Here is a 25829-nt window from a genome sequence, read left to right on the forward strand (position 1 = left end):
GAGGCAAGCGGATTTAAAAGTCATGACAGAGACATCCGTTCTGACTGGGCGTCAAGTTCCTGGAACGGTGCTATCGATTGATGCAATGGGGGGCGATCTAGGCCCCTCTGCTGTTGTGTCTGGCATGGCCAAAGCTGCACGTAAGAACCCTGATTTGCGGTTCATCGTGCATGGCGATGGCAAAACCCTGAACAAGCTGATTGCCAAACGCGGTGACCTAAAGGGGCGCTGCGACATTCGTCATTGTGACGATGTGGTCACGATGGATGCCAAACCCTCGCAGGTGGTGCGCCACGCCAAAGGCAGCTCGATGTGGAGCGCGGTTCAGGCCGTGGAAAACGGCGAGGCGCGGGCCGCTGTGTCTTGTGGCAACACGGGCGCGCTGATGGCGCTGTCGATGTTGCGGTTGCGCAAAATCCCAGGGGTGAACCGTCCCGCGATTGGTGTTTTGTGGCCTTCGCGCAACCCATCTGGCTTTAACGTCATGTTGGATGTGGGTGCTGATATCCGGGCCGATGCGCAAGATTTGTTGCATTTCGCCCTGATGGGCAGCGCCTATGCGCGCAGCGGCTTAGACCAATCCCGCCCCCGTGTCGGAATCCTGAATGTAGGCACCGAGGAACATAAAGGCCGCACCGAATTACACGATGCCTATGACCTTGTCGCCCGCGCCGCACCTGCGGCAGATTTTGAATTCGTGGGCTTTGTCGAGGGGGGGGATATCCCCTCTGATAAGGTCGATGTGATCGTCTGTGACGGATTCACAGGCAATGCCGCGCTCAAAACGGGCGAAGGCACCGCGCGTCTTATCCGCGAATTTCTGCGCGAGGCATTTGAATATTCAATATTGTCGCGCTTGGCTGCGGTGATGGCCTATAGCTCGCTCAAGAGGTTGCAAAAACGTATAGACCCCCGCCGCGTCAATGGTGGTGTGTTCTTGGGCCTGAATGGCACAGTGGTCAAAAGCCACGGCTCGGCAGATGGAACAGGGGTTGCAGCCGCAATCAAATTGGCGGCACGATTGGCCGCAGCGGATTTTGCAGATCAGTTGACCAAACGGATCGCCGAGGCGGAAACCGCAGCAGATCAGATCGTCCATGGGGAAGGGAAACAGGCATGACACTTCGCGCGGTCGCAACTGGAATTGGCCATTACCTGCCTGAGCGGGTTGTGCCCAATTCGGAGTTCGAAGCGCAAATCGACACTTCGGATGAGTGGATTCGCGCCCGCACAGGGATTGAACGGCGCCATTTCGCCGCCGAGGGCGAGACGACCAGCCAAATGGCAATCAAGGCCTGTGAGGCCGCCTTGGCGGATGCGGGCCTGTCTGCGGTCGATGTTGATGGCGTCATCGTTGCCACCTCAACCCCAGATCTCACATTTCCCTCTACCGCCACGATGGTGCAGCATGGGCTTGGGATGACGCAGGGCTTTGCTTTTGATGTGCAGGCCGTCTGCGCGGGGTTTATCTATGCGCTGTCCACCGCCAATGCCTATATCCTCTCTGGTCAGGCCAAGCGGATTTTGGTGATTGGTGCGGAAACCTTTAGCCGCATTTTGGATTGGGAAGATCGCGGAACTTGCGTTTTGTTTGGGGATGGCGCAGGCGCCGTTCTGTTATGCGCCGAAGAAAGCGCAGGCGCGGCCACAGATCGGGGCGTTTTGGCCGTTGATCTGCATTCAGATGGTCAATTTCGGGATCTGCTTTATGTCGATGGCGGTGTCTCGCAGACACAAACCACGGGCCATCTGCGGATGGAAGGGCGCGAAGTGTTCCGCCATGCGGTCGAAAAACTAGCCGAAACCGCCCATGCCGCACTCGCGCGTTCGGGCAATGCGGCCCAAGATGTGGACTGGATCGTGCCGCATCAGGCCAATTTGCGCATCATCACCCGCACCGCCCAAAAAATGGGGGTCGATATGGATCGGGTGATTGTGACCGTGCAAGATCACGGCAACACGTCAGCCGCCTCTATCCCCTTGGCTTTGTCGGTCGGGGTCGCGCGCGGCCAGATCAAAAAAGGTGACCTATTGGTTACCGAAGCGATTGGCGGTGGCTTGGCTTGGGGTGCGGTGGTTTTGCGCTGGTAAGGCGCTAAAATCTTGCCCTTACGTCACGGCGATTGACTCGCGCCGCAGCTTTGCTCATTCTGTGGCGGTGCTAAAACAACCCTTATACCGCTGCGCCAATGTCGGGAGGACATGAGCAATGAGCAATAAGACACTGACGCGGATGGATTTATCCGAAGCCGTGTTTCGTGAAGTGGGTTTGTCGCGCAATGAAAGCAGCGACCTTGTTGAGCGTGTAATTGAGTTGATGTCAGACGCATTGGTCGATGGGGGACAGGTTAAAATCTCGTCTTTCGGCACATTTAGCGTGCGCGCCAAATCTGAACGCATTGGTCGCAACCCGAAAACGGGCGAAGAAGTGCCCATTACGCCCCGCCGTGTCCTCAGTTTTCGCCCCTCGCATCTGATGAAAGAGCGGGTCGCAGACGGCAATAAGAAACGCTAAGAGGCGGGCAGGATGGCCAAATCCCCCGATGCCTTTCGCACCATTCGCGAAGTCGCCGATTGGCTTGGTGTCGCGGCCCATGTGTTGCGGTTTTGGGAAAGCAAATTCACCCAGATCAAACCTGTGAAACGCGCAGGCGGGCGGCGTTATTATCGCCCTGCCGATATGCGCCTGATCGGCGGGATCAAGGTGTTGCTGCATGATGAAGGGATGACCATTCGGGGCGTTCAGCGCCTTTTGCGCGAAGACGGGGTTGCGGCAGTCGCTGCGCGCTCGCCTGAGCTTGACCCCGATATGATGGTGGCCGAGGCGCAACCTGCCCCAAGCATTGCAGAGGTGGCGCGTGAAGCGGCCAATGAAAATACGCCAAGCCCCACGCCGCACCCTGCCCCCGCTCAGCCTGTGATGCAAGGAACCCCCCTGCCCATCGCTGATGGTTTGGCCGCGCTAAAGGCGCGCAAGACTGTGCTGAAATCATTGCCAGAGGCGCAATCCGCCCCGATCCTTGCACGGCTGCGCAAACTACAGGCGGGGCTCATGGCTGCGGCGCATGGGTAAAGCCTGCGCTTTGTCGAAATTCCTGCGCCCTAGCCCTTGCGCCACGCCATAAAATCGGTAGAAGAGCCCCATTCGGGCTATAGCGCAGCCTGGTAGCGCGTCCGTCTGGGGGACGGAAGGTCGCAGGTTCAAGTCCTGCTAGCCCGACCAGATTTTTGAAAACCGCTCTTGCCCTTTGCGGCGGGGCGGTTTTTTCTTGGGTAAAGGTCAAGGGAGGGTTCGCAATGGCGACAGATCAGACACGTGGCGTGCTGCCAGATCATCGGATTGAGGCGATGATCGCAGAAGGTCAGATCACGCTCACTGCCCCACCTGCGGAAACCCAAGTGCAACCCGCAAGTCTTGACCTGCGCCTTGGCCCCGTGGCCTATCGGGTGCGCGCCTCGTTTCTTGCAGGCAAGGGTGCGCGTGTCGCAGATCGGCTGGCCGAATTTGAGATGCATAAAATCGACATCAGCGCAGGCGCCGTGTTGGAGAAGGGCTGCGTTTATGTTGTGCCCCTGATGGAGGGCTTAAACCTGCCCCAAGATATCAGCGCCGTTGCCAATGCCAAAAGCTCAACCGGGCGTCTTGACCTTTTGACGCGCACGATCACCGATAGCGGCACAGAATTTGACCGCATCGCACATGGCTATAACGGGCCGCTTTATGCCGAAATTTGCCCGCGCAGTTTCTCGGTTCTGGTGCGGGCGGGCGCGCGGCTTAATCAAATCCGCTTTCGCCAAGGGCAAGCGGTTCTCAGCGATGATGAATTGCGCAAACGCCACGCAGAAAGCCAGCTTGTCTCAGACGAGACAGCTGTGATTGACGAAGGATTGGGGTTCTCCGTTGACCTCAAGCGCGAGAATAGCACCCTTGTCGGCTATCGCGCCAAACCTCATACGGGCGTGATTGATCTTGATCGTATCGGGGCCTATGACGCGCGCGATTTTTGGGAAGAAATCCATACGGATCAGGGCCGTATCATCCTTGACCCCGGTGCGTTTTATATTCTGGTGAGCCGCGAGGAAGTCTCAATACCGCCCGATTGCGCAGCGGAAATGTCGCCCTATCTGGCGATGGTTGGAGAATTCCGCGTTCATTATGCAGGCTTCTTTGACCCAGGTTTTGGTCACGGCCAACCTGCGCGCGGGGTTCTTGAGGTGCGCTGCCACGAAGCCCCCTTTGTGCTCGAACATGGGCAGGTGGTTGGCCGCTTAGTTTATGAACGGATGGAAAGCCTCCCCAGCACGCTCTATGGCCGTGAGATTGCCTCAAACTATCAGGGCCAAGGGCTAAAACTGTCCAAGCATTTCAAATAGGCGTCAGACAGAGCGCCCTGCGTAATGCACAGGGTGAGCTGCCAAACCTTCGACCTGTTCAGGGCTTAATTGCCCAAAGGGCAAAACCCATGTGTGGATCGAAAACACCATCGTCCCTGTAAGGGGCAGACGCAGAATAACCTGCCGCTCTGAGCGCAAAAATTCTGGTCGCCGTTCAGGGGTTTTGCGTGGCTGAGCCTCTGAGGCAGGCTGAAACAGGGCGGGGTTTTGATAAAAAAGCGCATTCTGCCGCCACAGCGGGTGATCCACCCGCACCATATCAAACAGGCGCTGCACGCGCTTGGCCATAACATCATCGTATTTTTCAACGGGAATATGGATCGCGCTCAAAGGGCGCCCAATCTTTTCAGCCAATGTCCAACTGGCGGGGAAACACAAAACCGCCGCACTGAGCAGATGCTCGCCCTGCGGGGCATCATGGGTGAGGATGCACAAATCTTCCTGAACAAGACGGGCAGCGGCGATCAACGGGTGATCGGCATCAAGATCAATCGCCACCCCATCTGGTCGGGTGATCACGCGGCCTTGACGCAGAAAGCCATCAGGCAGATGCGCGACCACCAGATCGCGCAATTCGGCACAGGCGGCTTCTGCGCCTGTTTGGCATTCAAACACCCGCGCACGATGCGACGCCAATAAATGATCGCGCAAGGCCATTTGTTCGGCATATCGCTCGTCACGGATCAGCCAATCCGACATCGGCACAGGTTGCACCCCTGGCAGGCGGCGGGTCGCCTCGGCCATCCAAGGCGCGCTTGGCAAATGGTCGTGCAAAATAGGGTCGGATAAGATCCTGTCTGAGATCATTTCACCTCGGCCAATCCCAACGGCAACATGGAGGTGGATTTGATCTCCTCCATCGAAAGCAATGCGGTGACGTTGTAGATTTTCACCTCTGAAATCAAGGCCTGATAAAAGGCGTCATAGGCGCGTGCATTGCGCACCCGAACCTTCAAAATATAGTCAATCTCCCCTGCAAGGCGATGCGCCTCCAACACTTCGGGGCGAGATTTGAGGCTGCGCAAAAACGCCTTTTGCCATTCGGCATCATGTTCAGACGTGCGGATCAAAACGAAAAAACACGCCTCAAGGCCTAACGCATCGGCATCCAATTCCACAGTATGCCGTCCAATAATCCCCGCCTCTTTCATGCGGCGAATCCGCGTCCAAACCGGCGTCTTGGACGAGCCAACACGGCGCGCGATTTCATCTAAAGACAGGCTTGCATCCTCTTGCAGCACCGCAAGGATTTTTCGATCGGTCTCGTCTATTTGAACAGCCATCCGCAAAGCCTTTCATCCACAGAACAGCGAGGGGTTATGCGGCATTAATACCGAACATATGTCCCTATCTGCAAGGGGTATCTGCCAATTTTCAGGAAATTGTTCTATTTATTACGAAGTGAACGCGGAGTTTTGACCATGCAGCATTTTCCGATCTTCCTTAATCTCGCGGGACGGCGTGTAATCGTGTCGGGCGGCGGCGAATGCGCCTTGGCCAAGCTGCGCTTGCTGCTTAAGACCGAAGCCCGCATTTGGGTTTTTGCAGCTGACCCTGCCCCTGCGGTTTTGGATTTGGCCGCCACGGGCAAGATCACCTTGATCAAGCGTGCGCTTGCGGCGGGGGATGCGTTTTGTGCCGCCCTCTTTTACGCCGCGAATGATGATGATGCCGAGGATGCGCGCGTCATTCGTTTGGCCCGCGCGGATGGGGCATTGGTGAATTGGGTCGACAATCTCGAAGCATCCGAATTCATCACCCCCGCTATCGTTGATCGTGACCCCGTGACCATTGCCATCGGCACCGAGGGCGCGGCGCCCGTTTTGGCGCGGCGGATCAAGCGGGACTTGGAGGAGAGGTTAAGCCCTGCCCTTGGGATTTTTGCCCGTTTGGCGAAGTCCTTTCGCCCTCAGGTCGAGGCCTTGCCCGAAGGGGCCGCGCGGCGCGGGTTTTGGGCACGCTATTATGATCAACTCGCGCCACGGATCTTTGCAGCCGAGGGTGAAGCAGGTCTTGAGAGTGCGCTTGAAACCCTGCTGACGGAAAGCCTGACCGCCACCCCCCCTATGGGCGAGGTGCTTTTGGTCGGTGCAGGCCCAGGCGACCCCGAACTTCTTACACTCAAGGCGCGCAAAGCCCTTGATGAGGCCGAGGTGGTGATCCACGACCGCCTGATCTCGCCTCAAATCCTAGAGCTTGCGCGGCGCGAGGCGGTGCTGATTGATGCAGGAAAAACGGGCTTTGGCCCTGCGATGAAGCAAGAAGATATTTCTGCCCTTATGGTGGAACATGCGCGCGCCGGCGCAAAGGTGGTGCGCCTTAAGGCGGGCGATCCGTGCGTCTATGGCCGCTTGGATGATGAGATTGATGCGCTTTCTGATGCTGATATCCCATGGTCGATCATTCCAGGTATCACGGCGGCAAGCGCCGCCTCCGCGCAAATCGGGCAAAGCCTGACGAAACGGGGGCGCAATTCTGCGCTGCGATTTCTCACGGGCCATGATGTGGCAGGGTTTGCCGAACATGATTGGCGCGGCCTTGCGCGCAGTGGCGAGGTGGCGGCGATCTATATGGGCAAGCGTGGTGCGCGCTTTATCCAAGGGCGGCTTTTGATGCATGGCGCACGCCCCGACACACCCGTCACTGTGGTCGAACATGCAAGCCGCGCCGACACCCATGTCATTGATACCGATCTTGCACATCTTGCCCACGCCATTGAGGCCCAAGGCAAAGGTGCGCCTGCGGTGATCCTATATGGGCTTGCGCCGCGCGCCGCGCGCACGGCCCTCAACACTCTCAAAGCGGAGATTGCGTTATGAGCCGTGATTATTCCAAAATCCTGACCGCGAATGACCTGCGCCTTGGCGATGTCGTCTATTGGGCGGCCGACAAAAGATGGGCGCGGGACATCACGGATGCGGTGGTCTTTTCTGACAGCGCCACGGCCGAGGCTGCGCTTGCCGCAGCCTTCGCGCAAAGCGATCTGGTGGTTGGCCCCTATTTGGTCGATGCCATTACAACCGAAACAGGGCCCGCGCCTGCGCATTTTCGCGAGGCATTTCGGATGCGCGGCCCCTCAAACTATCCCCATGGCAAACAAGAACAAGCGCAAGGGTAAGGCAGATGTATCGCTACACTGAATTTGACGAAAATTTCCTGCGCGCCCGCAACGCGCAATTCCGCGCGCAAGTGGCCCGCCGCCTGTCTGGCGAATTAACCGAGGATGAGTTTAAACCTCTGCGCTTGATGAACGGGCTATATCTGCAGCTTCACGCCTATATGCTGCGCGTAGCAATCCCCTATGGCACGCTCAATTCAGCACAGATGCGCGCCTTGGCGCAGGTCGCGCGGCAATGGGACAAGGGCTATGGCCATTTCACCACGCGCCAAAACATCCAATTCAACTGGCCAAAATTAGAGGATGTGCCCGATATTCTGGACGCTTTGGCCGAAGTTGGCCTTCACGCCATCCAAACTTCGGGGAACACCGTGCGCAATGTCACCGCAGACCATTTTGCAGGGGCTGCTGCAGATGAGATTGCAGACCCCCGCCCCGTGGCGGAATTAATCCGCCAATGGTCAACCGATCATCCCGAATTTCAATTCCTACCGCGCAAGTTCAAAATTGCCGTAACAGGCAGCCCCAATGACCGTGCCGTCACCGCCGCCCATGATATCGGTCTGCGCATTGTCGCGCGCGAAGGCGAGATTGGCTATCAGGTCTTGGTCGGGGGCGGCTTGGGCCGCACGCCTATGATCGGCAAGGTTTTGGCAGAGTTTCTGCCCGAGGCTGATCTTCTGCCCTATATCGAGGCAATTGTGGCGGTTTATAACCTGATCGGGCGGCGAGATAATAAATATAAGGCCCGCATCAAGATCACCCTACACGAGACAGGCTTGGACGAAATCAAACGCCTTGTCGAAGAGGAATTCATCCCGCGCCGCGCGGCATTCAAAGGGGTTGATCAACGCCTCTTGGCAGAAATTCGCGGCCATTTTGCCCCCCCTGAGTTTATTAAAGGCGACAACGGCGCCCCAACCCTAAGCCCCGCTTTGCGCGCCTTTATCGACAGCAACGTAACGGCACACCGCCATGCAGATTACGCGATTGTGACGGTTTCGATGAAATCTCATGGCGCGACACCCGGTGATGCCACCACCGCGCAAATGGAGGTCTTGGCCGATCTTGCCGAAACCTATGGGCATGACGAGCTGCGCATCAGCCACGAGCAAAACGTGATCCTGCCCCATATCCCCCGCGCAGCGCTGCCTGATCTCTATCAGCGGCTGAAGGCTGTGGGTTTGGCCACGGCCAATATCGGGAAGATCTCGGATATTATCGCCTGCCCTGGCATGGATTACTGCGCCTTGGCCACGGCGCGCTCTATTCCTATTGCGCAGGAAATCGCCACGCATTTTCGCGATATCGGCCTAGAGGAGGAAATTGGCGCGCTGAAAATCAAAATCTCAGGCTGCATCAATGCCTGCGGGCATCACCATGTGGGCCATATCGGGATTTTGGGCTTGGATCGTGCAGGGGTCGAAAATTACCAAATCACCCTTGGGGGTGATCACACCGAGGCCGCCGCAATCGGCGAGCGCGCAGGCCCCGGTTTTTCTGCCGATGCGCTGATCCCCGCGCTTGAGCGTCTATTGCGCGCCTATTTGACCTTGCGCGATGGGGTGGATGAACCCTTCATCACGACCTATCGCCGCTTAGGGCTCGGCCCCTTTAAGGCCGCGCTTTACCCGCAGGAGGGCGCGCAAGATGTTGCAGCCTAGCCCCTTTGGCACAGTCGCCGAACGGGTGGCTATGCTGAACCGCCGCTATGACAAACATGGTGCCACAGCCGTGCTTGAGCATGCGTTGCGGGACGCAGATTGCGGGCGCGTGGCCTTGGTATCCTCCTTCGGGGCGGAGTCTGTGGTGTTGTTGCACATGGTGTCTGTGATTGATCGCACGACACCCGTTTTGTTCATCGACACCGAAATGCTCTTTCCCGAAACCTTAACCTATCAAAACGAATTGGCAGATCATCTGGGCCTTGAGGATGTGCGCCGCATTCATGCAAGCCGCACGATGATTGCGGCAAGCGACCCGCAGGGCGATTTGCATAAAACCAACCCCGATGCCTGCTGCGCCAAGCGCAAGACCGAACCGCTTGAACACGCCTTGGCCCCGTTTGACGCATGGATCACGGGGCGCAAACGCTTTCAGGCGCAAAGCCGCGCAGCGTTGGACTTCTTCGAGAATGAGGGCGAGATCAGGATCAAAATCAACCCACTGGCCCATTGGGCGCGCGAGGATGTGCAGGACTATATCACTAATAACCGCCTGCCCCGTCATCCGCTTGTGGCGCAGGGCTATCCGTCTATTGGCTGCGCCCCCTGCACGAGCCCCGTTGCCGCAGGCGAAGACCCGCGCGCAGGCCGTTGGCGCGGGCAAGACAAAGAGGAATGCGGCATCCATTTTGTGGATGGCAAAATCATCCGCCGCAACGTGGCGTGAAAGGATATATCATGAACACCACCCCCCATATTGTGGTCACCGATCAGGGCTTTACCCCAGAGGCGGCGCGGCCCGCAGAGATGGTTGAACTCAGCGATCCCGCCGCGTTTGACGCGGCCCTCCAGACACCGCAAGGCCATAGCGCGATCTGCATTCCCTTTGGCAGCTTTTCCGATGGCCGTGGCTTCACATGGGCCAAACGCCTGCGCATGGCGGGGTTCTCAGGGCGCTTGCGCGCTGCGGGTCATGTCATTGCGGATCAATACGCTATGGCGCGGCGCGCAGGGTTTGACGAGGTGGAAATCAGCCCTGATCTGGCCCGCAGACAACCGCAAGAGGCATGGGTGTTTCGGGCCGATTGGCGCGCGCATGATTACCAAAATCGCCTACGCGGCGAATAGCGCCTTTCCCTGACATAAATCAAAGTTTACAACTGCGGGCATATGCTAGGGCTGTGCCCATTCCGAATGATAGGCCAAAGTGACGTGACAGACGCAACATCGACCCTCCCCAAAGCCACCCCCACCCTGCCCGATGCGCAGCGCGTGACCTTTGTGAAACATTGGACGGATCGGCTGTTTTCCTTCCGCGTAACGCGGCCTGCAAGCCTGCGCTTTCGGTCGGGCGAATTTGTTATGATCGGATTGATGAGCGATAACGGCAAACCGCTATTGCGCGCCTATTCCATTGCCTCCCCCTCCTGGGATGAAGAATTGGAATTCTATTCTATCAAGGTGCAAGACGGCCCCCTGACCTCAAAGCTGCAACATATCCAAGTGGGTGATGAAATCATCCTGCGCCCCAAACCTGTGGGGACATTGGTGCATGATGCGCTGTTGCCTGGAAAGCGGATTTGGTTCTTTGCCACGGGCACGGGCTTTGCCCCTTTCGCAAGCCTCCTGCGCGAGCCGCAAACCTATGAAGATTATGACGAGGTCATCATCACCCATACCTGCCGCGAAGTGGCAGAATTGGATTATGGCCGCACCCTGATCGAAGAGATCAGGCAAGATGAGCTGTTGCGCGAATTGATCGGTGACGGGTTCGCGGATAAAATCCGATACTACCCCACCACCACCCGCGAACCGAGCCCCAAGATGGGCCGCATCACCGATTTGATGCGGGCAGGCACTGTGTTCGAAGATTTGGGTGTTCCGCCCCTCAGCCCCGAATGCGACCGCGCCATGGTCTGTGGCAACCTCGCCTTCAATCTTGAGATCAAAGATATGCTTGAGGGCTATGGTTTGGTCGAAGGGGCCAATTCCAACCCACAGCATTACGTTGTGGAAAAGGCCTTTCTTGACTGATTGCAGCAGCCAAGAACGTGCCCCCTTGAAAGCCCTTTGGTGGGCCTGTAGGTTAATGCATCATCACTGTAAAACCACAGAAGGACAAAACCCATAGCCCGCAGACCCCACAACGCGCCGCCCAGCCGTGACACTGGCCCGCGCGTCAACGACCGTATCCGCTGCCCCGAAGTTCGCCTGATTGGCGCAGAGGGCGAGAATATTGGGGTGGTCACCCCAGAACGCGCAATGGAATTGGCAGATGAGGCAGGATTGGATTTGGTGGAAATCTCCCCAAATGCTGAACCGCCCGTTTGTAAAATCATGGATTTCGGCAAGTTCAAATATGAACAGCAGAAACGTGAAGCCGAAGCCCGCAAAAAGCAAAAGGTGATCGAGGTCAAAGAGGTCAAAATGCGGCCTGGCACCGATGATCACGATTTCGACCGCAAGGTGCGCGATGCCATCAAATTCCTTGAGAATGGGGATAAGGTGAAGGTAACGCTGCGCTTCCGTGGCCGCGAAATGGCGCACCAACAATTGGGCCGTGAATTGCTAGAACGTGTAGCCGAAAAGATTGAAGGCGTGGGTAAGATCGAGAATATGCCCAAGCTGGAAGGTCGCCAAATGGTAATGATGATCGGCCCCGCAAAATAATCTGGACGAGGGCATGGGCCTCAGGCCCATGGCACGAAAAAAGCCCCGCTTTCGCGGGGCTTTCTTTTTTTGGATTGTGCTGACCTTAAGCTGCCGCGACAGCCCGCGCGGTCAACACTTTGACCAAATGAGCGCGATAGGCGCCTGTGCCGTGCAGATCAGAGATCATCCCATCCGCCGAAGGGGCCGCTACGCCGTCAAGCGCCGCTGCGGTGAAATCCTTGGACAGTGCCGCTTCGGCCTCCGTCCAACGGAACACGCCCTCGCCTGACGCGCCCGTGACCGCCACGCGCACACCATCTGCGAATTTCGCAACAAACACCCCGACAAGCGCAAAGCGCGAGGCGGGCTGCACGAATTTTTGATAATTCGCCTTTTGCGGCACGGGGAATTTCACCTCGGTGATAATCTCGCCTTCTTCAAGGGCCGTGGTGAACATGCCTTGAAAGAAATCATCCGCAGCGATTTCGCGGCTGTTGGTTTTCACAACGGCCCCTGAGCCTAGCACCGCAGACGGGTAGCAGGCAGAGGGGTCGTTATTGGCAAGGCTGCCGCCAATTGTGCCACGGTTACGCACGGCGGGATCCCCGATATGGCCTGCAAGATCAGACAGCGCCGGATAAGATTTGGCCACCTCGCGTGCGACCTCTGCATGGGTTGTTGCCGCGCCGATGCAAATCTGGCCTGCATCATTGGTGCAAATGCCCTTCATCTCTTGAATGCCTGTGAGGCTGACCAAGGTTTCAGGCATGGCAAGCCGCGCTTTCATCGTGGGGATGAGGGTCTGCCCGCCACTGAGCGCCTGACCGCCTACGCCAATGGCCGCAACCGCGTCTTTGATGCTGCTTGGGCGGGTAAAGTCGAAATTATACATATCCCGTTTCCTCTGGTTCCAAGGGGCATGGCCCCTCTTTGACGTTTATGGTGCGCGGGTCAGAGCACCGGCCCGCGCGTGTTTTCTTTAGCCCTGCATTGCTTGCCAGACGCGGTGCGGTGACAGGGGCATATCAATATGCGTCACGGCATGACCGCCGCGGTTCAACGCATCGACAACCGCATTCACCACCGCAGGGGGCGAGCCGATTGCCCCCGCCTCGCCGCAGCCTTTCACGCCCAACGGGTTATGGGTGCAAGGGGTCTGACAGGAATGATCGACCTTGTAGAAGGGCAGATCATCGGCGCGTGGCATCGCATAATCCATATAGCTCGCCGACAAGATTTGCCCGTTCTCGTCATAGCTGACCCCTTCAAGCAGGGCCTGACCAATCCCTTGACCGATCCCGCCATGTACTTGGCCATCCACGATCATCGGGTTGACGATGTTGCCAAAGTCATCGGCGGCTGCAAAGGCCATGATCTCGACCTTGCCCGTATCAGGATCAACCTCCACCTCACAGGCATAAGCGCCCGCAGGATAGGTGAAGTTGGACGGATCATAAAAGGCTGTCTCCTCAAGACCGGGTTCGATCTCATCCAGCGGATAGTTATGCGGCACATAGGCGGCCAAGGTTACATCGCCCCAAGCCACCGATTTATCCGTGCCTGCCACTGAGAATTGACCATCTTTCAATTCGATATCGGCCTCAGACGCCTCCATCAAATGAGCCGCGATTTTCTTGGCCTTAGCGATGATCTTTTCCGTTGCGCGCACCATGGCAGAGCCGCCCACCGCCAAAGAGCGCGAGCCATAAGTGCCCATGCCCATTGGCGTGTTGGCTGTATCGCCATGCACGATTTCAACCATGTTTTCATCAATACCAATCATATCGGCCACAACTTGGGCAAAGGATGTCTCATGACCCTGCCCATGGCTGTGGCTGCCTGTCATGACAACAAGCCCGCCGGTGGCATTCACGCGCACAGTGGCCGATTCATAGAGGCCCGCGCGCGCGCCCAACTGACCGACCAATTGCGAAGGCGCAATACCACACGCCTCGATATAGGAGTTGATCCCAAGACCACGCAGCTTGCCGCGCTTTTTCGCTTCGGCAGCACGGGCATCAAACCCTTTGCGGTCGATCATCTCCATCAGCTTGTCCATGGTGGCGTTATAATCGCCCGTGTCATATTGCACGGCGACAGGCGTCTGATAGGGGAATTCGGTGACGAAATTCTGCCGCCGCAATTCCACAGGATCCACGCCCAATTCGCGCGCCGCTTTGTCAATCACGCGCTCAAGCTGGAAGGTGGCCTCAGGCCGCCCCGCCCCGCGATAGGCGTCCACAGGCACGGTATTGGTAAAGACCGCCTTCACATTCACATAGATCAGCGGGGTTTTGTAATTGCCCGCCATCAATGTGCCATGCAGCCACGTTGGAACCGAGGGCGCGAAGGTGGACAGATACGCGCCCATATTCGCATAGGTTTCAGTGCGAATGGCGGTAAAGTTATTGTCCTTATCCAAGGCAAGTTCGATTTTGGTCACATGGTCACGGCCATGCGCGTCAGACATAAACGCCTCAGACCGCGAAGATGTCCATTTCACGGGCCGTTTAATCGCTTTGGCCGCGAAGGTGCAGAAGGCCTCTTCTGCGTAATGGAAAATCTTTGAGCCAAACCCACCCCCCACATCGGGGGCAATCACGCGCAGCTTATGCTCAGGGATGCCAAGCACGAATGCGCCCATCAAAAGGCGGATCACATGGGGGTTTTGCGAGGTGGTATAGAGGGTCGATTCATCGGTGCCCTTATTATAATCACCCACCGCAACGCGCGGCTCCATTGCATTGGGGGCAAGGCGTTGGTTCACAAGTTCCAGCGTAGTGACATGCGCCGCGTTCTTGATCGCCTCATCCACCGCTGCGCGGTTGTCTTCGACAAAGCCCCAATCATAGCAAAGATTGTCGGCCAAATCGTCATGCACTTTCGGCGCGCCCGCAGCGACCGCCTTTTTCATGTCGATGACGGCAGGCAATTCTTCGATATCAACCTCGATGGCCTCGGCCGCATCGCGCGCGGCGCTCAGGCTTTCGGCCACAACGGCGGCAATCGGGTCACCCACATGGCGCACTTTCCCTTGGGCAAGGATTGGGTGCGCGGGCTCCTTCATTGGGTTGCCCTCGCGGTCGGTCACCTGCCAGCCGCAGGGGATGGTGCCCACCCCTTCAAAATCTGCGCCGGTAAAGATCCGCACCACGCCTGGCATTGCAGAAGCCGCTTTGGTGTCGATGGATTTAATCCGACCATGCGCCACATCCGAGCGCAGGAAATAGACATAAGCCTGTCCATTGAGATTGATATCATCGGTGTAGCGACCGCCACCCGTCAGAAATCTAAGGTCTTCGCGCCGCTTTGACGCGGCCCCGATGCCACTATCTTTTGGCATGGTCATTCCTCCCTTGGGTTCTGTCACGCCCACCTGACGATGAGGCAGGCCAGTTTGTTTTGATTACCTACCCTCGGGCCTCCTCCGCCCGAAGGGGTGGCGTTTATTCTGCAGCCATCGCCGCGACATCTTGGCCCGAGGCCGCAAGGATCGCTTTGACGATGTTATGATAGCCCGTGCAGCGGCAGATATTGCCTTCAAGATAGGCGCGCACTTCGCCTTCGGTGGGCTTTGGGTTTTCTTTCAGCAAGGCAGCTGCCGTCATCACCATACCAGGTGTGCAGAACCCGCATTGCAGGCCATGATGCTCTTTGAAGGCTGCTTGGATCACCGAAAGCGAGCCATCAGGATTGGCCATGCCTTCGATTGTGGTCACCTCTGCGCCCGCGACATCCATCGCCAGAACCGAGCATGATTTCATAGATTTGCCGTCCACATGAACGGTGCAAGCCCCGCATTGGCTTGTATCACAGCCCACATGGGTGCCTGTCAGACCAAGTTTTTCGCGCAGCACCTCAACAAGAAGTGTGCGGCCTTCAACCTCGGCTGACATTTCCTTTCCATTTACTGATAGTTTGACCGTCGTCATTCGATCCTCCCTGAACGTTTGCTGTTATCCAAACATGGATTTTGCCAATGGCAAAACAAAAAAATGCATTCGCGCCAATTTGCCCCCTCAAACCCGCGTGAGGGGGCTATCGTCTGCGTCCATCACGGGGCTGTGGCCGCGTGGGAATTTCCTTTAACAAGCCCCCAACCCCCATCGCGCCAATTTCTTCGGCGCTTGGCGGATGGCCACAGATAACCCGCTCCAACACCCAATCTGCCCCATTCAAGGCGGGACTGCGCGCGCAACCGGGCAAGCCTATGACAGGGATGTCTGCCAATGCGCCCAAAACCAAAAGATTGCCTGGATCAACGGGCATTCCAAACCGCGTCACCTGCCCCCCCGCGCCCCGCAGCGCAGCAGGCATCACATCATCAATGTCAGATGTGGCAGAGGCGGTGAGAATTAAGATCAGGCTTGACTTTGCCTGCGCAATCTCAACCTCAAGTGCGGCTTTGTCATGCGGGCAGATGTGGGTGTCTTTGAGGTCAACATGCAACGCAGCCAGACGCGCCTCAACCGCAGCGATAGATTTCGCCTCAAGCGCGGCCGCCTTTTGCCCCTCATGGCTCGTGAGGATCAGGGTGGCCGAAGAGATCTGCGGCGCGATATGGGCCAAGGCCCCACCACGGGCCGCCTCTTCCGCGGCTAAGAGCGCGGCCTCTGGCACGGCATAGGGAATGATCTTGATTGTGGCGACCATCATCCCCTTTGAGACACGCTGCCATGGCGGCAGGGTGGCAACCGTGATGCGGGGATCAATCGCATTCACCGCCGCGATTTTTGCGGCATCCACCGACACAATGCCCGCGCCGCGACTGCGCAGATTGACCCGCCCTGTAAAGGCGGCTTCAATTTCAAGGTCTGCATCGGCACCGCATAACGCATGCGCCAATCGCGCGGCGGCGGTGTTTTCATCGACATCGCCCGTCTCCATCGCGGCCACTGTCACCTCGGCCACGCCCGCGGCCTGCAGCGCCGCGATATGATCTGCCCCAAGGCGCGTGCCCTTACGGATCACCCCCCCTTCAACGGGCACGGAATGGGCCAAGATCGCGCCCATCCCTTCGGTTATCGGACGCGGCCCAAACCTCATGATTTGCGCAACCTTTCAGTGATTTGCGCCATGATCGAAATTGCAATCTCTGCAGGGCCCATCGCCCCAATATTCAAACCAACAGGGGCATGGATGCGCGCAATAGCCTCGGCACCAAAGCCTGCCTCGGTCAGGCGATCCACCCGTTTTGCATGGGTGCGCGTTGAACCCAAGCAGCCCAGATAAAACACATCGGCCCGCAGCGCGGCCATGATTGCGGGATCATCAAGCTTGGGATCATGGGTCAAGGTCACAACGGCGGTGCGGGCATCAAGCCCGATGTCATCCAAGGCCTCATCTGGCCAAGCATCAAGCAGTCGCACCGCCTCAAAGCGGGCGGTCGAACCAAAGGCCGGGCGCGGATCAACCAGCGTCACATCATACCCTGCCATTTGCGCCATTGGGATCAGGCTTTGCGCAATATGCACCGCCCCCACAACAACCATGCGCAACGGCGGGTTGTGGATTGCAATATAGCGCAAGCCCTCCGCATCAAGGCCCGATTTATCCTTGGCGAAGGCCTCGCTCAGATCGGGCGCTTCTGCGCGTTCTACGACATGCGGCGGGGCTGCGCCCGTGACATCGCTGATCAAGGCCACCGCATGGCGCGCCGCACGCGCCGCAACGAGATGCTGCAAGATGGCCTCGGGCAAGGCTCCGCCAATGGGCTGCAGCAGAATTTTAATCCGCCCCCCACAGGCCAAGCCCACAGCAAAGGCTGCATCATCAGAAACCCCAAATTCCAATAGCTTGGGCGCGGTTGCATGGGTGGCAAGCATATCCTGCGCCTCAAGAACCACAGCCCCTTCGACACAGCCCCCCGATACGGAGCCTTGCATCTCGCCATCGCCTGCAACCACCAATTGGCTGCCCACACGGCGCGGCGCGCTGCCCCATGTCTCCACCACAGAGGCCAAGACCGCACCGCGACCCGCGCGATGCCATTCAAGCGCCAATTCGGGCATATTTTCCATCATGACCCCTCCCATTCCACTTTAGCTTGCCGCATCGGATAGCATCCGCGCAAGCCGTGCTTTTTCGTTGAAATCCCCGCGCGCATTCAGCGCCTCGGCCAAGCCCTGCAACGCCGCGATATTGTGCCCCGCACGGAACATATCAACATGGGGCAAAATGGCACGAATACCTGCGGCCTTTGGCGCAAACCCCTCCCAACGCAAAAGCGGGTTAATCCAGATCAGCCGCTTAGATGACAAGCTAAGACGCTGCATCGCACTCGATAACAGTTCGGGATCATCCCGATCCAGACCATCGGTGATCAAAAGAACAATCGCGCCCTGCCCCATAACACGGCGCGACCAATCGCGGTTAAAGCGGTCGATGCAATACCCAATGCGCGTGCCGCCTTCCCAATCTTGCGCCTCCGCCCCCGCAGCGGCCAGCGCCGCATCCACATCGCGCCCACGCAAGTGGCGGGTGATATTGGTAAGTCGCGTTCCAAAGGTGAACCCATGGACCTTTGACCAACCCGCCCCTTTCGCGTTTGAGAGCGCGTGCAGAAAATGCAAAACCGCACGGCTATAGGCTGACATCGACCCAGAGATATCGCAAAGACAAATCAAGGCCGGCATCCTTTCGCGCCGCGCCTTGCGCGCGAAGCCTTGCATCTCGCCACCATGGCGCATGGCTTGGCGCAGGCTTCTGCGCCAATCGGGCTTGGTGCCATTGGCATCTGCCGCATATCGGCGGGTCAGGAGCGGTGGCACAGGCAGGCTCAACCGCGCCAAAATACGCCGCGCCTCGGCCATTTCAGCCACGGACATTTGTTCGAAATCAAGGCTGCGCAAGCGTTCTTCACGGCTCATCGTCAGGCTTGCGTCAATTTCGATTTCCGTGTCCTGCGGGCGATCCTCGCCTTTTATATCGGGGGCCTCAGGCGTGATCCCGTCCAGCAAACTTTCTGCCGCGCGTTTTTCGGCAGGTTTGGCTTGGCGCTCCTCCGCCACGCCGCGAATAGCGGGCAGCATCAAGGACATCATATGTTCCATATAACGCGGATCCCGCCAATAGAGGCGGAAGATCTGCGCAAAAATTGGCAAATGCTCGGGGCGCGTACAAAAACAAGCACGCAAAGCATAGAAAAACGTATCCCGATCCGTAAAACCGACACTGGCCAAGGCGCGCGCCGCATCCATCACACGCCCTGACCCCGCAGGCAGACCCGCGACGCGCAAGGCGCGCGCAAAATGCGCAAGGTTGCGCAAAAGCTGCGGATTGTCGGGCAGATCAAGCGGGGCGTATTCCATAGCGCCCTAGCCCAAATCGGCGCGGATTTCGTCCAAGATACGCTTGGCCTCAGACCCTTGCAGCCGCGCGATATCGTCTTGATATTTCAAAATCGCGCCAAGCGTATCTGCAATCACCTCAGGCGATAATTCGATCACATCAAGCGCAAGCAGACATTTCGCCCAATCAATCGTTTCTGCGACACCTGGCTTTTTGAATAGATCTTCGCTGCGCAGGCGCTGCACGAAAGCCACGACCTCGCGCGAGAGTGTCTCTGCCGCCTGTGGCACACGGGCGTGCAAAATCTCCATCTCGCGGGTGATGTCGGGATAGTCGACCCAATGATAGAGGCACCGCCTTTTGAGCGCGTCATGCACCTCGCGGGTGCGGTTTGATGTCAAGATGACGATGGGCGGCTCTGGGGCTTTGATCTGGCCAAGCTCGGGGATTGTGACCTGAAAATCTGACAGCGCCTCAAGGAGGAACGCCTCAAAAGGTTCATCTGTTCGGTCAATCTCATCAATCAACAAAACAGGCGCCCCTGCGGGATCAGGGCACATGGCCTGCAACAAAGGCCGTTCGATCAAATAATCTTGCGAGAACAAGTCAGCGGTCAGGCTTGCGCGATCTGCGCCGCCCGCAGCCTCGCTTGCGCGGATGGCGACCATCTGCGCGGCAAAATTCCATTCATAGACCGCAGAGGCCGCATCAAGCCCCTCATAGCATTGCAAGCGGATCAGGCGGCGGCCCAACATCGCGGCAATAGATTTGGCAATCTCGGTTTTCCCCGTGCCTGCCTCGCCTTCTAGAAACAAAGGCCGCCCAAGGCTGAGGGCAAGATAGGCAACCGTGCCCAATGATTTGCCGCAGATATAGCCTTCGGCGCTCAACCCTGCGCGCAATGCGTCAATGGATGGGGGAATTGCCGTTTGGTTTGGTGTCCCGCTCATGCTGCCTCCCTCAATGTGTTGCCCCTATCAAGGCGAGAGAATAGCGCGCGGTCAAGCCCGTGCAAATTCCCTTTGTTCCGTCCTTCTCAGCTGCTAGGATCGCAACAGGGTTACGACAAAAAAGGAGCGGCAGCGGGCGCGAAAGTGGCCCCCTTGCAACGCATATTTCATGAATGAATTGATCCCAAGCACTGGCCAGCCTCGCCCAGGCGAGGGCCAGACCGCGAATGCAGCACAAGTCTGGCGCGCGAAAATGGCGCAGCTTGGCAAGGATTATGGCAGTTTTACACAGCTTGGGCGCAAGCATTTCGCGCTCTTCGTTGAAAGTGGTATGGATTTGGTTGTGACCTTCGACAACGCAGCGCGATTGGCGGCGATGGGGACAAAAGGCCTGCCCTTGGGCACAGAATTGGCACAGCAACATGGGTTTTCCACCCTGACATTCATGTCCGCAGGGCAAACATGGTTCCGCGATTCTGATCTTTTTGCCTATATCGACAGATTGGTGGATGAGGGTTTTTTTGACAGTTTCAAACGCGTTGTCTTTTGCGGCCTTGGGCCTGTTGGCGGCTATGCGGCCGCGGCCTTGTCGATTGCAGCGCCACAGCCCGAGTTGATCCTGACCTCCCCCGTGGCCAGCCTTGCGCCCAAAGATGCGCCGTTTGAGACGCGGTTTTCACGGGCCAAGCGGTTGGATTTTTCGACCCGATTTGGCTTTGCCCCCGAGATGAGTGCGCATGCCAAAGCGCTCTATCTGATTTTTGACCCTGCAACCACGATGTCCGCCGCTCATGCCGCGCTTTATCGTGGCGCGCATGTGACGAAAATATCTTTGCCCCGCCACAGCCCGCTGATCGAACGATTGGCAATGGCCGATGGCGGATTGGGGGATCTTGTTTTGGCCCTTGAGGCAGACAATCCCACCGCCCGCTTGCGCCAAATTTTTCGGGATCGCGCCCGCGCGGATGAAACCTATTTGGTCAATCTCGCGGCACAGGCCAAGGCGCGCAATCACCCAAAACTCGCCGCACGGGCCGCAGGCTATACGCCCACCAGATAGCGCGCTTACCCCTTGGCAAGGCTGCGGGAATTCTGTAGCGCAAGGAACATGACACACAGCCTGACCCTTCGCCGCCCCGATGATTGGCATTTGCACCTGCGCGATGGTGCAATGCTGCGCGCCGTATTGCCCGAAACCGCGCGCCATTTTGGTCGCGCCATCATCATGCCCAACCTTGTGCCGCCCGTGGTCACAGGGGACGATGCCCGCGCCTATCGCGACCGTATTTTGGCGGCCCTGCCCGAAGGCATGACCTTCACCCCTTTGATGACATTATATCTGACCGAAGGCACTGATCCCAACGATCTGGCCGCCGCGCATGCGGCGGGACTGATCACGGCGGTGAAGCTTTATCCTGCAGGGGCGACCACAAATTCCGCCTCAGGCGTGCGCGACATCGCCAATGTGCGCGCCGTTTTGGAAAAGATGGCGGAGATTGGCCTGCCTTTGTGCATCCATGGCGAGGTCACGCGCCATGATGTCGATATTTTCGACCGCGAAAAAGTGTTTCTAGACACGGTTCTTGACCCGCTGCGCCGTGATATTCCTGAGCTCAAAGTGACGCTTGAACATGTCACCACAAGCGATGGGATCGACTATGTGCGGGAGGCAAGTGGCGATATTGCGGCCACCCTCACAACGCATCACCTGATGATCAACCGCAATCATATCTTGGTGGGTGGGATCAAGCCGCATTACTACTGCCTGCCCGTGGCCAAACGCGCGACCCATCAAGAGGCGCTGCGCAAAGCCGCCATTTCGGGAAATCCGCGCTTCTTCCTTGGCACGGACAGCGCCCCCCATACCGACCCCAATAAAGAAAGCGCCTGTGGCTGTGCGGGATGTTTCACCGCAGCCAACACCATGGCCTGCCTCGCCCATGTATTCGAGGAAGAAGGCGCGCTTGATAAACTTGAGGGCTTCGCCTCGCTCTTTGGCCCAGCGCGCTATGGTTTGGCCCCGAATGACACTATGATCACCTTGGTCAAGGAAGACACCCCTGTGACCTATCCCGCGAAAATCGAGACAGAAGATGGGCCTGTCACTGTCTTTGACCCAGGCCATCCGCTGTTTTGGCGGGTTCTCGACCAATAAAGGAGCCATGCCATGATCCCGGCAAGCTATCCCGATCAGGCGCAGATTGCGAAAATGTCAGCACGGATGTTGCTGGATATTGGCGCGGTGCATTTCAACGCGGACGAGCCCTATACCCATGCATCGGGCAAACGTGCGCCCACCTATATTGACTGTCGGCGGATTATTTCCTTCCCGCGCGTGCGCGCCACATTGATGGATTTCCTGACCTGCACAGTCATGCGCAATGCGGGGCTTGAGGCCTTTAACAATATCGCAGGCGGCGAGACGGCAGGCATTCCTTTTGCCGCCTTCGTGGCCGAGCGTATGGCCCTCCCCATGAGCTATGTGCGCAAAAAGCCCAAAGGTTATGGCAAAAACGCCCGTATCGAGGGGGCAATGGATGCGGGTGACCGCGTGCTATTGGTGGAAGATTTGACCACGGATGGTGGCTCAAAACTGAGCTTTGTCGATGCAATCCGCGAGACAGGCGCAAGCTGTGCGCACACGGCGGTTGTGTTCTATTACGGCATTTTCGAGGACACGATCCCGCGGTTGCGGGAGCACGGGGTTGAATTGCATTGGCTCTGCACTTGGGCCGATGTGATTGCCGAGGCACGCGCAGGCAACGACTTTGACGCGAACACGCTTGAGCAGGTCGAACATTTCCTGCGTGACCCCGAAGGGTGGCGCGCCGCGCGGGGATTCGCCTAAGCCCCAAGGCACAGGCCCTAAAACGGCCCAGAATTCACGCGGCCTCATTAGCCCGATCCATCAAGCAAAGCAGAGGCCCGAAAAAAATTTCTGCCGCCTTGCCCTATGTGGTAGGGTTTGCAAAGGGGGCACCCATATCTTGGGGTGATTGTCGGGGGTCAACATATCCACAGGATATCCAGATTGACGCTGCGGCATACGCAGCATACCGCAGATAGGGTGTGATTTGTCGGGGGAGTAATCATGAGCGAGATCGCCAATCTCAATGCCAAAGCATTGCGCAAATCAGGCGATGGTGACCCCGACACGGACGCAAGCGCCCTCTCCCCTCTGCCGCATAACATCGAAGCCGAACAGCAATTACTGGGCGCGATTTTGGCGTCAAATGACGTCATTGATCGCCTGCAAGACCTGATTGAACCTGCGCATTTCTATGACCCCGTGCATGGCGCGATTTTCGAGGTTGCGCGGGCGCGCATCCTCAAGGGGCAGCAAACAGACGCGACAACCCTGAAAAACTTTATGGCCGAACACGAAGGTCTGCGCGCCCTTGGGGGGGCCGAATACCTGTTGAAATTGCAGCTTTCGGCCATCGCCACATCGGCCGCGCGCGATTACGCCCAGCTGATCCATGATCTGGCTGTGCGCCGCAATCTGATTGATTTGGGAAAATCCATTTCAGATCGCGCGCAATCGATGCGCGAAGATGTCTCGCCCGATGAGCAGATCGTGCAGGCTGAATCCGATTTGTTCCAACTCGCCTCAACGGGCAGCACATCCCGCGGGTTTCAATCATTCTTGCGCGCGCTGCATGATGCGGTGGAAATGGCCAATGCAGCCTATAATCGGTCGGGCGGTTTGGCGGGCCTTTCCACGGGCTTGGCTGATCTGGATAAGATGTTGGGCGGTTTGCACCATTCTGACCTTTTGATCCTTGCGGGGCGCCCCTCGATGGGAAAAACCTCGCTTGCCACCAATATCGCCTTTAACGTGGCCCGTGCCTTTAAGCGGGGTCTTAAGGATGATGGCACAGAGGGCACGATTGATGGCGGTGTGGTGGGTTTTTTCAGCCTCGAGATGTCTGCCGCGCAATTGGCGCAGCGGGTTCTGTCAGAGGCGGCCGAGGTGCCATCGGAACTGATCCGCAAAGGCGATTTGAACGAGCAAGAATTCCAACGCTATCTGATCGCAGCGCAGGATTTGCAGAATTGCCCCTTGTATATTGACGACACCCCCGCGCTGCCGATTGCTCAGGTCGCCGCCCGCGCGCGCCGCCTCAAGCGCAGCCCGCAGGGGTTGGATTTGTTGATCATCGACTATTTGCAATTGTTGCGGGGCAATGGCCGCAACGAAAACCGCGTGAACGAAATTTCGGAAATCACCCAAGGGCTCAAGGCGATTGCGAAGGAATTGGATATCCCTGTGATCGCGCTGTCGCAGCTGTCCCGCCAGGTCGAAAACCGCGATGATAAACGCCCCCAATTGTCAGACCTTCGGGAATCTGGATCAATCGAGCAAGATGCCGATGTGGTCATGTTCGTCTATCGCGGCGAATATTACAAAGAGCGCGAAAAACCAGGCGAAGAAAATCTTGAGGCCATGGCAAAATGGCAGCAGGACATGGACGCGCTTCATGGCAAGGCCGAGGTGATCATCGGCAAGCAGCGTCACGGGCCGGTTGGCACGGTTGAGCTAAGCTTTGAGGGGCGCTTCACCAAATTTGGCAATCTCGTCAAACCATGGCAGCAAGGCGCGGACGGGTTCAACTAAGGCGCGCATTCGTGCCATGATCTGTTGGAATTTCGGACAAAACCCGCCTTGCCCCTTGACGGGTTCCGATGAAAACGGGACAGAAGGCGCATGGCATCTGGAAAGCTTCATATTGATCTGGGCGCGATTGTCGCCAATTGGCACGCCCTTGACGGCTTGACCAACGCGAAAACGGCCGCGGTGGTGAAGGCAGACAGCTATGGCTTGGGCGCAGGGCGCGTGGCCCCTGCCTTGGCCCGCGCAGGCGCTGACACATTCTTTGTTGCAATTGCCGAAGAAGGCGCGGCACTGCGCGCCGCCCTCACGGAGGCGGGTTTCCCGCACGCCCGCATTTTCGTCTTTTCGGGTCATATGGCGGGTGATGACGCGCTGTTGCGGGATCACAATTTGATCCCCCTTTTGAATTCCGCCGCTCAATTCCGCCGCCACCGCGATGCGGGCGACCTGCCCTATGGAATTCAACTTGATACAGGCATGAACCGCCTCGGCATGGAGGCGGCTGATTGGGCCGCCTTGCGCGATGAGGCCGAGCGCGGGCCCTGCCAGTTGATCATGAGCCATCTGGCCTGCGCTGATGAGCCTGATCACCCAGAAAATCCCGCGCAATTGGCAAATTTCCGCGCCATGACCGATGGCACGCATCACCCCCGTTCGCTCTCTGCCACGGGTGGCGTTCTTTTGGGCGAGGCTTATCATTTTGATCTCACCCGCCCTGGAATCGGGCTTTATGGGGGGCTGCCCTTTGCGGATGCGACCCCCGTGGTGCGTCTCTCCCTGCCCGTCATCCAAGTGCGGCCAGTCGAGTTGGGCGAGTTTGTGGGCTATGGCGCAGGCTATCGCCCCAACAGCCCCCGCCAGATCGCAACCGTGGCTGCAGGATATGCCGATGGGTTGATCCGCGCGATGACGGGCAAAGCCGCAGTCTATGCAGGTGACACGCCCTGCCCGCTTGCGGGGCGCGTGTCGATGGATTTGATGGGGGTGGATGTCAGCGGGCTTGGGGCAGATGTGCCAGATCACCTAGACATTCTCTGCCCCGCACAAGGCGTGGATCAACTGGCGGATCATGCGGGCACGATCGGCTATGAAATCCTCACCTCGCTTGGCGCGCGCTATCAGCGTCACTATCAAGGGGGTTAGGG

At 57.9% G+C, this 25829-nt stretch carries 25 protein-coding genes, 1 tRNA gene and 1 pseudogene; 18 read left to right on the plus strand and 9 right to left on the minus strand.

The window, feature by feature from the left end; translation table 11 throughout:
- Window positions 1-22 precede the first annotated feature (22 nt).
- From plsX to I3V23_03705, 6 genes and pseudogenes are all read left to right on the plus strand, one after another.
- The gene (gene plsX, locus I3V23_03680; protein QPI86093.1) at window positions 23-1120 is read left to right on the plus strand and encodes a phosphate acyltransferase PlsX; all 1098 of its coding nucleotides are present in this window, start codon (window positions 23-25) and stop codon (window positions 1118-1120) included.
- Window positions 1117-2091 carry a ketoacyl-ACP synthase III gene (locus I3V23_03685; GenBank protein QPI86094.1) on the plus strand — a complete coding sequence of 325 codons (975 nt, stop codon included), beginning with the start codon at window positions 1117-1119 and terminating at the stop codon, window positions 2089-2091. Before plsX ends, I3V23_03685 begins: the two co-directional genes overlap by 4 nt.
- Window positions 2092-2209: 118 nt before the next feature.
- Entirely contained in the window at window positions 2210-2515 is a 306-nt protein-coding gene (gene ihfA, locus I3V23_03690; protein QPI86095.1) for an integration host factor subunit alpha, read from the plus strand.
- A gap of 12 nt (window positions 2516-2527) precedes the next feature.
- Window positions 2528-2803, plus strand: a pseudogene (locus I3V23_03695) (MerR family transcriptional regulator).
- Between the two features lie 343 nt (window positions 2804-3146).
- A tRNA-Pro gene (locus I3V23_03700) sits at window positions 3147-3223 on the plus strand.
- Between the two features lie 74 nt (window positions 3224-3297).
- Window positions 3298-4374 (plus strand): 2'-deoxycytidine 5'-triphosphate deaminase, encoded by a 1077-nt coding sequence (locus tag I3V23_03705; GenBank protein ID QPI86096.1) that lies wholly within the window; start codon window positions 3298-3300, stop codon window positions 4372-4374.
- 3 nt (window positions 4375-4377) lie between these two features.
- Here the strand turns inward: I3V23_03705 and I3V23_03710 are convergent, their stop codons facing one another.
- Complete coding sequence (locus I3V23_03710; protein ID QPI86673.1) at window positions 4378-5139, minus strand: DUF3445 domain-containing protein; 762 nt, start codon at window positions 5137-5139, stop codon at window positions 4378-4380.
- Between the two features lie 59 nt (window positions 5140-5198).
- The gene (locus I3V23_03715; GenBank protein ID QPI86097.1) at window positions 5199-5678 is read right to left on the minus strand and encodes an Lrp/AsnC family transcriptional regulator; all 480 of its coding nucleotides are present in this window, start codon (window positions 5676-5678) and stop codon (window positions 5199-5201) included.
- A gap of 138 nt (window positions 5679-5816) precedes the next feature.
- On the opposite strand from I3V23_03715, the gene cobA reads away from it, so the two are divergent.
- From cobA to I3V23_03750, 7 genes are all read left to right on the plus strand, one after another.
- On the plus strand, window positions 5817-7214 hold the full coding sequence (cobA, locus tag I3V23_03720) for a uroporphyrinogen-III C-methyltransferase (protein QPI86098.1): 1398 nt from the start codon (window positions 5817-5819) through the stop codon (window positions 7212-7214).
- Entirely contained in the window at window positions 7211-7513 is a 303-nt protein-coding gene (locus I3V23_03725) for a DUF2849 domain-containing protein (protein QPI86099.1), read from the plus strand. The genes cobA and I3V23_03725 overlap by 4 nt, the downstream gene beginning before the upstream one ends.
- A gap of 5 nt (window positions 7514-7518) precedes the next feature.
- The gene (locus I3V23_03730) at window positions 7519-9177 is read left to right on the plus strand and encodes a nitrite/sulfite reductase (GenBank protein QPI86100.1); all 1659 of its coding nucleotides are present in this window, start codon (window positions 7519-7521) and stop codon (window positions 9175-9177) included.
- A complete protein-coding gene (locus tag I3V23_03735; GenBank protein QPI86101.1) occupies window positions 9164-9904 on the plus strand; it encodes a phosphoadenylyl-sulfate reductase in 741 nt (246 codons plus the stop codon). The genes I3V23_03730 and I3V23_03735 overlap by 14 nt, the downstream gene beginning before the upstream one ends.
- Window positions 9905-9915: 11 nt before the next feature.
- Window positions 9916-10305 (plus strand): DUF934 domain-containing protein, encoded by a 390-nt coding sequence (locus I3V23_03740; GenBank protein QPI86102.1) that lies wholly within the window; start codon window positions 9916-9918, stop codon window positions 10303-10305.
- 66 nt (window positions 10306-10371) lie between these two features.
- Window positions 10372-11211: a ferredoxin--NADP reductase gene (locus I3V23_03745; protein QPI86103.1), complete on the plus strand. Its 840-nt coding sequence runs from the start codon at window positions 10372-10374 to the stop codon at window positions 11209-11211.
- Window positions 11212-11304: 93 nt separating this feature from the next.
- Window positions 11305-11847, plus strand: coding sequence for a translation initiation factor IF-3 (locus I3V23_03750; GenBank protein ID QPI86674.1), 543 nt, complete (start codon window positions 11305-11307; stop codon window positions 11845-11847).
- Between the two features lie 85 nt (window positions 11848-11932).
- On the opposite strand, the gene I3V23_03755 is transcribed toward I3V23_03750, so the two are convergent.
- From I3V23_03755 to I3V23_03785, 7 genes are all read right to left on the minus strand, one after another.
- A complete protein-coding gene (locus tag I3V23_03755; protein QPI86104.1) occupies window positions 11933-12721 on the minus strand; it encodes a xanthine dehydrogenase family protein subunit M in 789 nt (262 codons plus the stop codon).
- Window positions 12722-12808: 87 nt separating this feature from the next.
- Complete coding sequence (locus I3V23_03760) at window positions 12809-15172, minus strand: xanthine dehydrogenase family protein molybdopterin-binding subunit (GenBank protein ID QPI86105.1); 2364 nt, start codon at window positions 15170-15172, stop codon at window positions 12809-12811.
- Between the two features lie 103 nt (window positions 15173-15275).
- Complete coding sequence (locus I3V23_03765) at window positions 15276-15761, minus strand: (2Fe-2S)-binding protein (GenBank protein QPI86106.1); 486 nt, start codon at window positions 15759-15761, stop codon at window positions 15276-15278.
- 106 nt (window positions 15762-15867) lie between these two features.
- On the minus strand, window positions 15868-16875 hold the full coding sequence (locus tag I3V23_03770; GenBank protein QPI86107.1) for a molybdopterin-binding protein: 1008 nt from the start codon (window positions 16873-16875) through the stop codon (window positions 15868-15870).
- On the minus strand, window positions 16872-17849 hold the full coding sequence (locus tag I3V23_03775) for an XdhC family protein (protein QPI86675.1): 978 nt from the start codon (window positions 17847-17849) through the stop codon (window positions 16872-16874). Before I3V23_03775 ends, I3V23_03770 begins: the two co-directional genes overlap by 4 nt.
- A gap of 21 nt (window positions 17850-17870) precedes the next feature.
- Window positions 17871-19139 (minus strand): VWA domain-containing protein, encoded by a 1269-nt coding sequence (locus I3V23_03780; protein QPI86108.1) that lies wholly within the window; start codon window positions 19137-19139, stop codon window positions 17871-17873.
- Window positions 19140-19145: 6 nt separating this feature from the next.
- Window positions 19146-20069 carry a MoxR family ATPase gene (locus I3V23_03785; GenBank protein QPI86109.1) on the minus strand — a complete coding sequence of 308 codons (924 nt, stop codon included), beginning with the start codon at window positions 20067-20069 and terminating at the stop codon, window positions 19146-19148.
- A gap of 169 nt (window positions 20070-20238) precedes the next feature.
- Here I3V23_03785 and I3V23_03790 point away from each other — a divergent pair, with 169 nt between their 5' ends.
- The 5 genes from I3V23_03790 (at window position 20239) to alr (ending at window position 25827) form a co-directional block, all read left to right on the plus strand.
- Complete coding sequence (locus I3V23_03790) at window positions 20239-21129, plus strand: hypothetical protein (GenBank protein ID QPI86110.1); 891 nt, start codon at window positions 20239-20241, stop codon at window positions 21127-21129.
- Between the two features lie 48 nt (window positions 21130-21177).
- Complete coding sequence (pyrC, locus tag I3V23_03795; GenBank protein QPI86111.1) at window positions 21178-22224, plus strand: dihydroorotase; 1047 nt, start codon at window positions 21178-21180, stop codon at window positions 22222-22224.
- A gap of 12 nt (window positions 22225-22236) precedes the next feature.
- A complete protein-coding gene (locus I3V23_03800) occupies window positions 22237-22917 on the plus strand; it encodes an orotate phosphoribosyltransferase (protein QPI86112.1) in 681 nt (226 codons plus the stop codon).
- Window positions 22918-23160: 243 nt separating this feature from the next.
- A complete protein-coding gene (locus I3V23_03805; GenBank protein ID QPI86113.1) occupies window positions 23161-24687 on the plus strand; it encodes a replicative DNA helicase in 1527 nt (508 codons plus the stop codon).
- A 90-nt stretch (window positions 24688-24777) separates the two neighbouring features.
- Entirely contained in the window at window positions 24778-25827 is a 1050-nt protein-coding gene (gene alr / locus I3V23_03810; protein ID QPI86114.1) for an alanine racemase, read from the plus strand.
- Window positions 25828-25829: the final 2 nt, after the last annotated feature.

It is taken from the genome of Rhodobacterales bacterium HKCCA1288 (genome assembly GCA_015693905.1).
Lineage (GTDB): Bacteria > Pseudomonadota > Alphaproteobacteria > Rhodobacterales > Rhodobacteraceae > M30B80.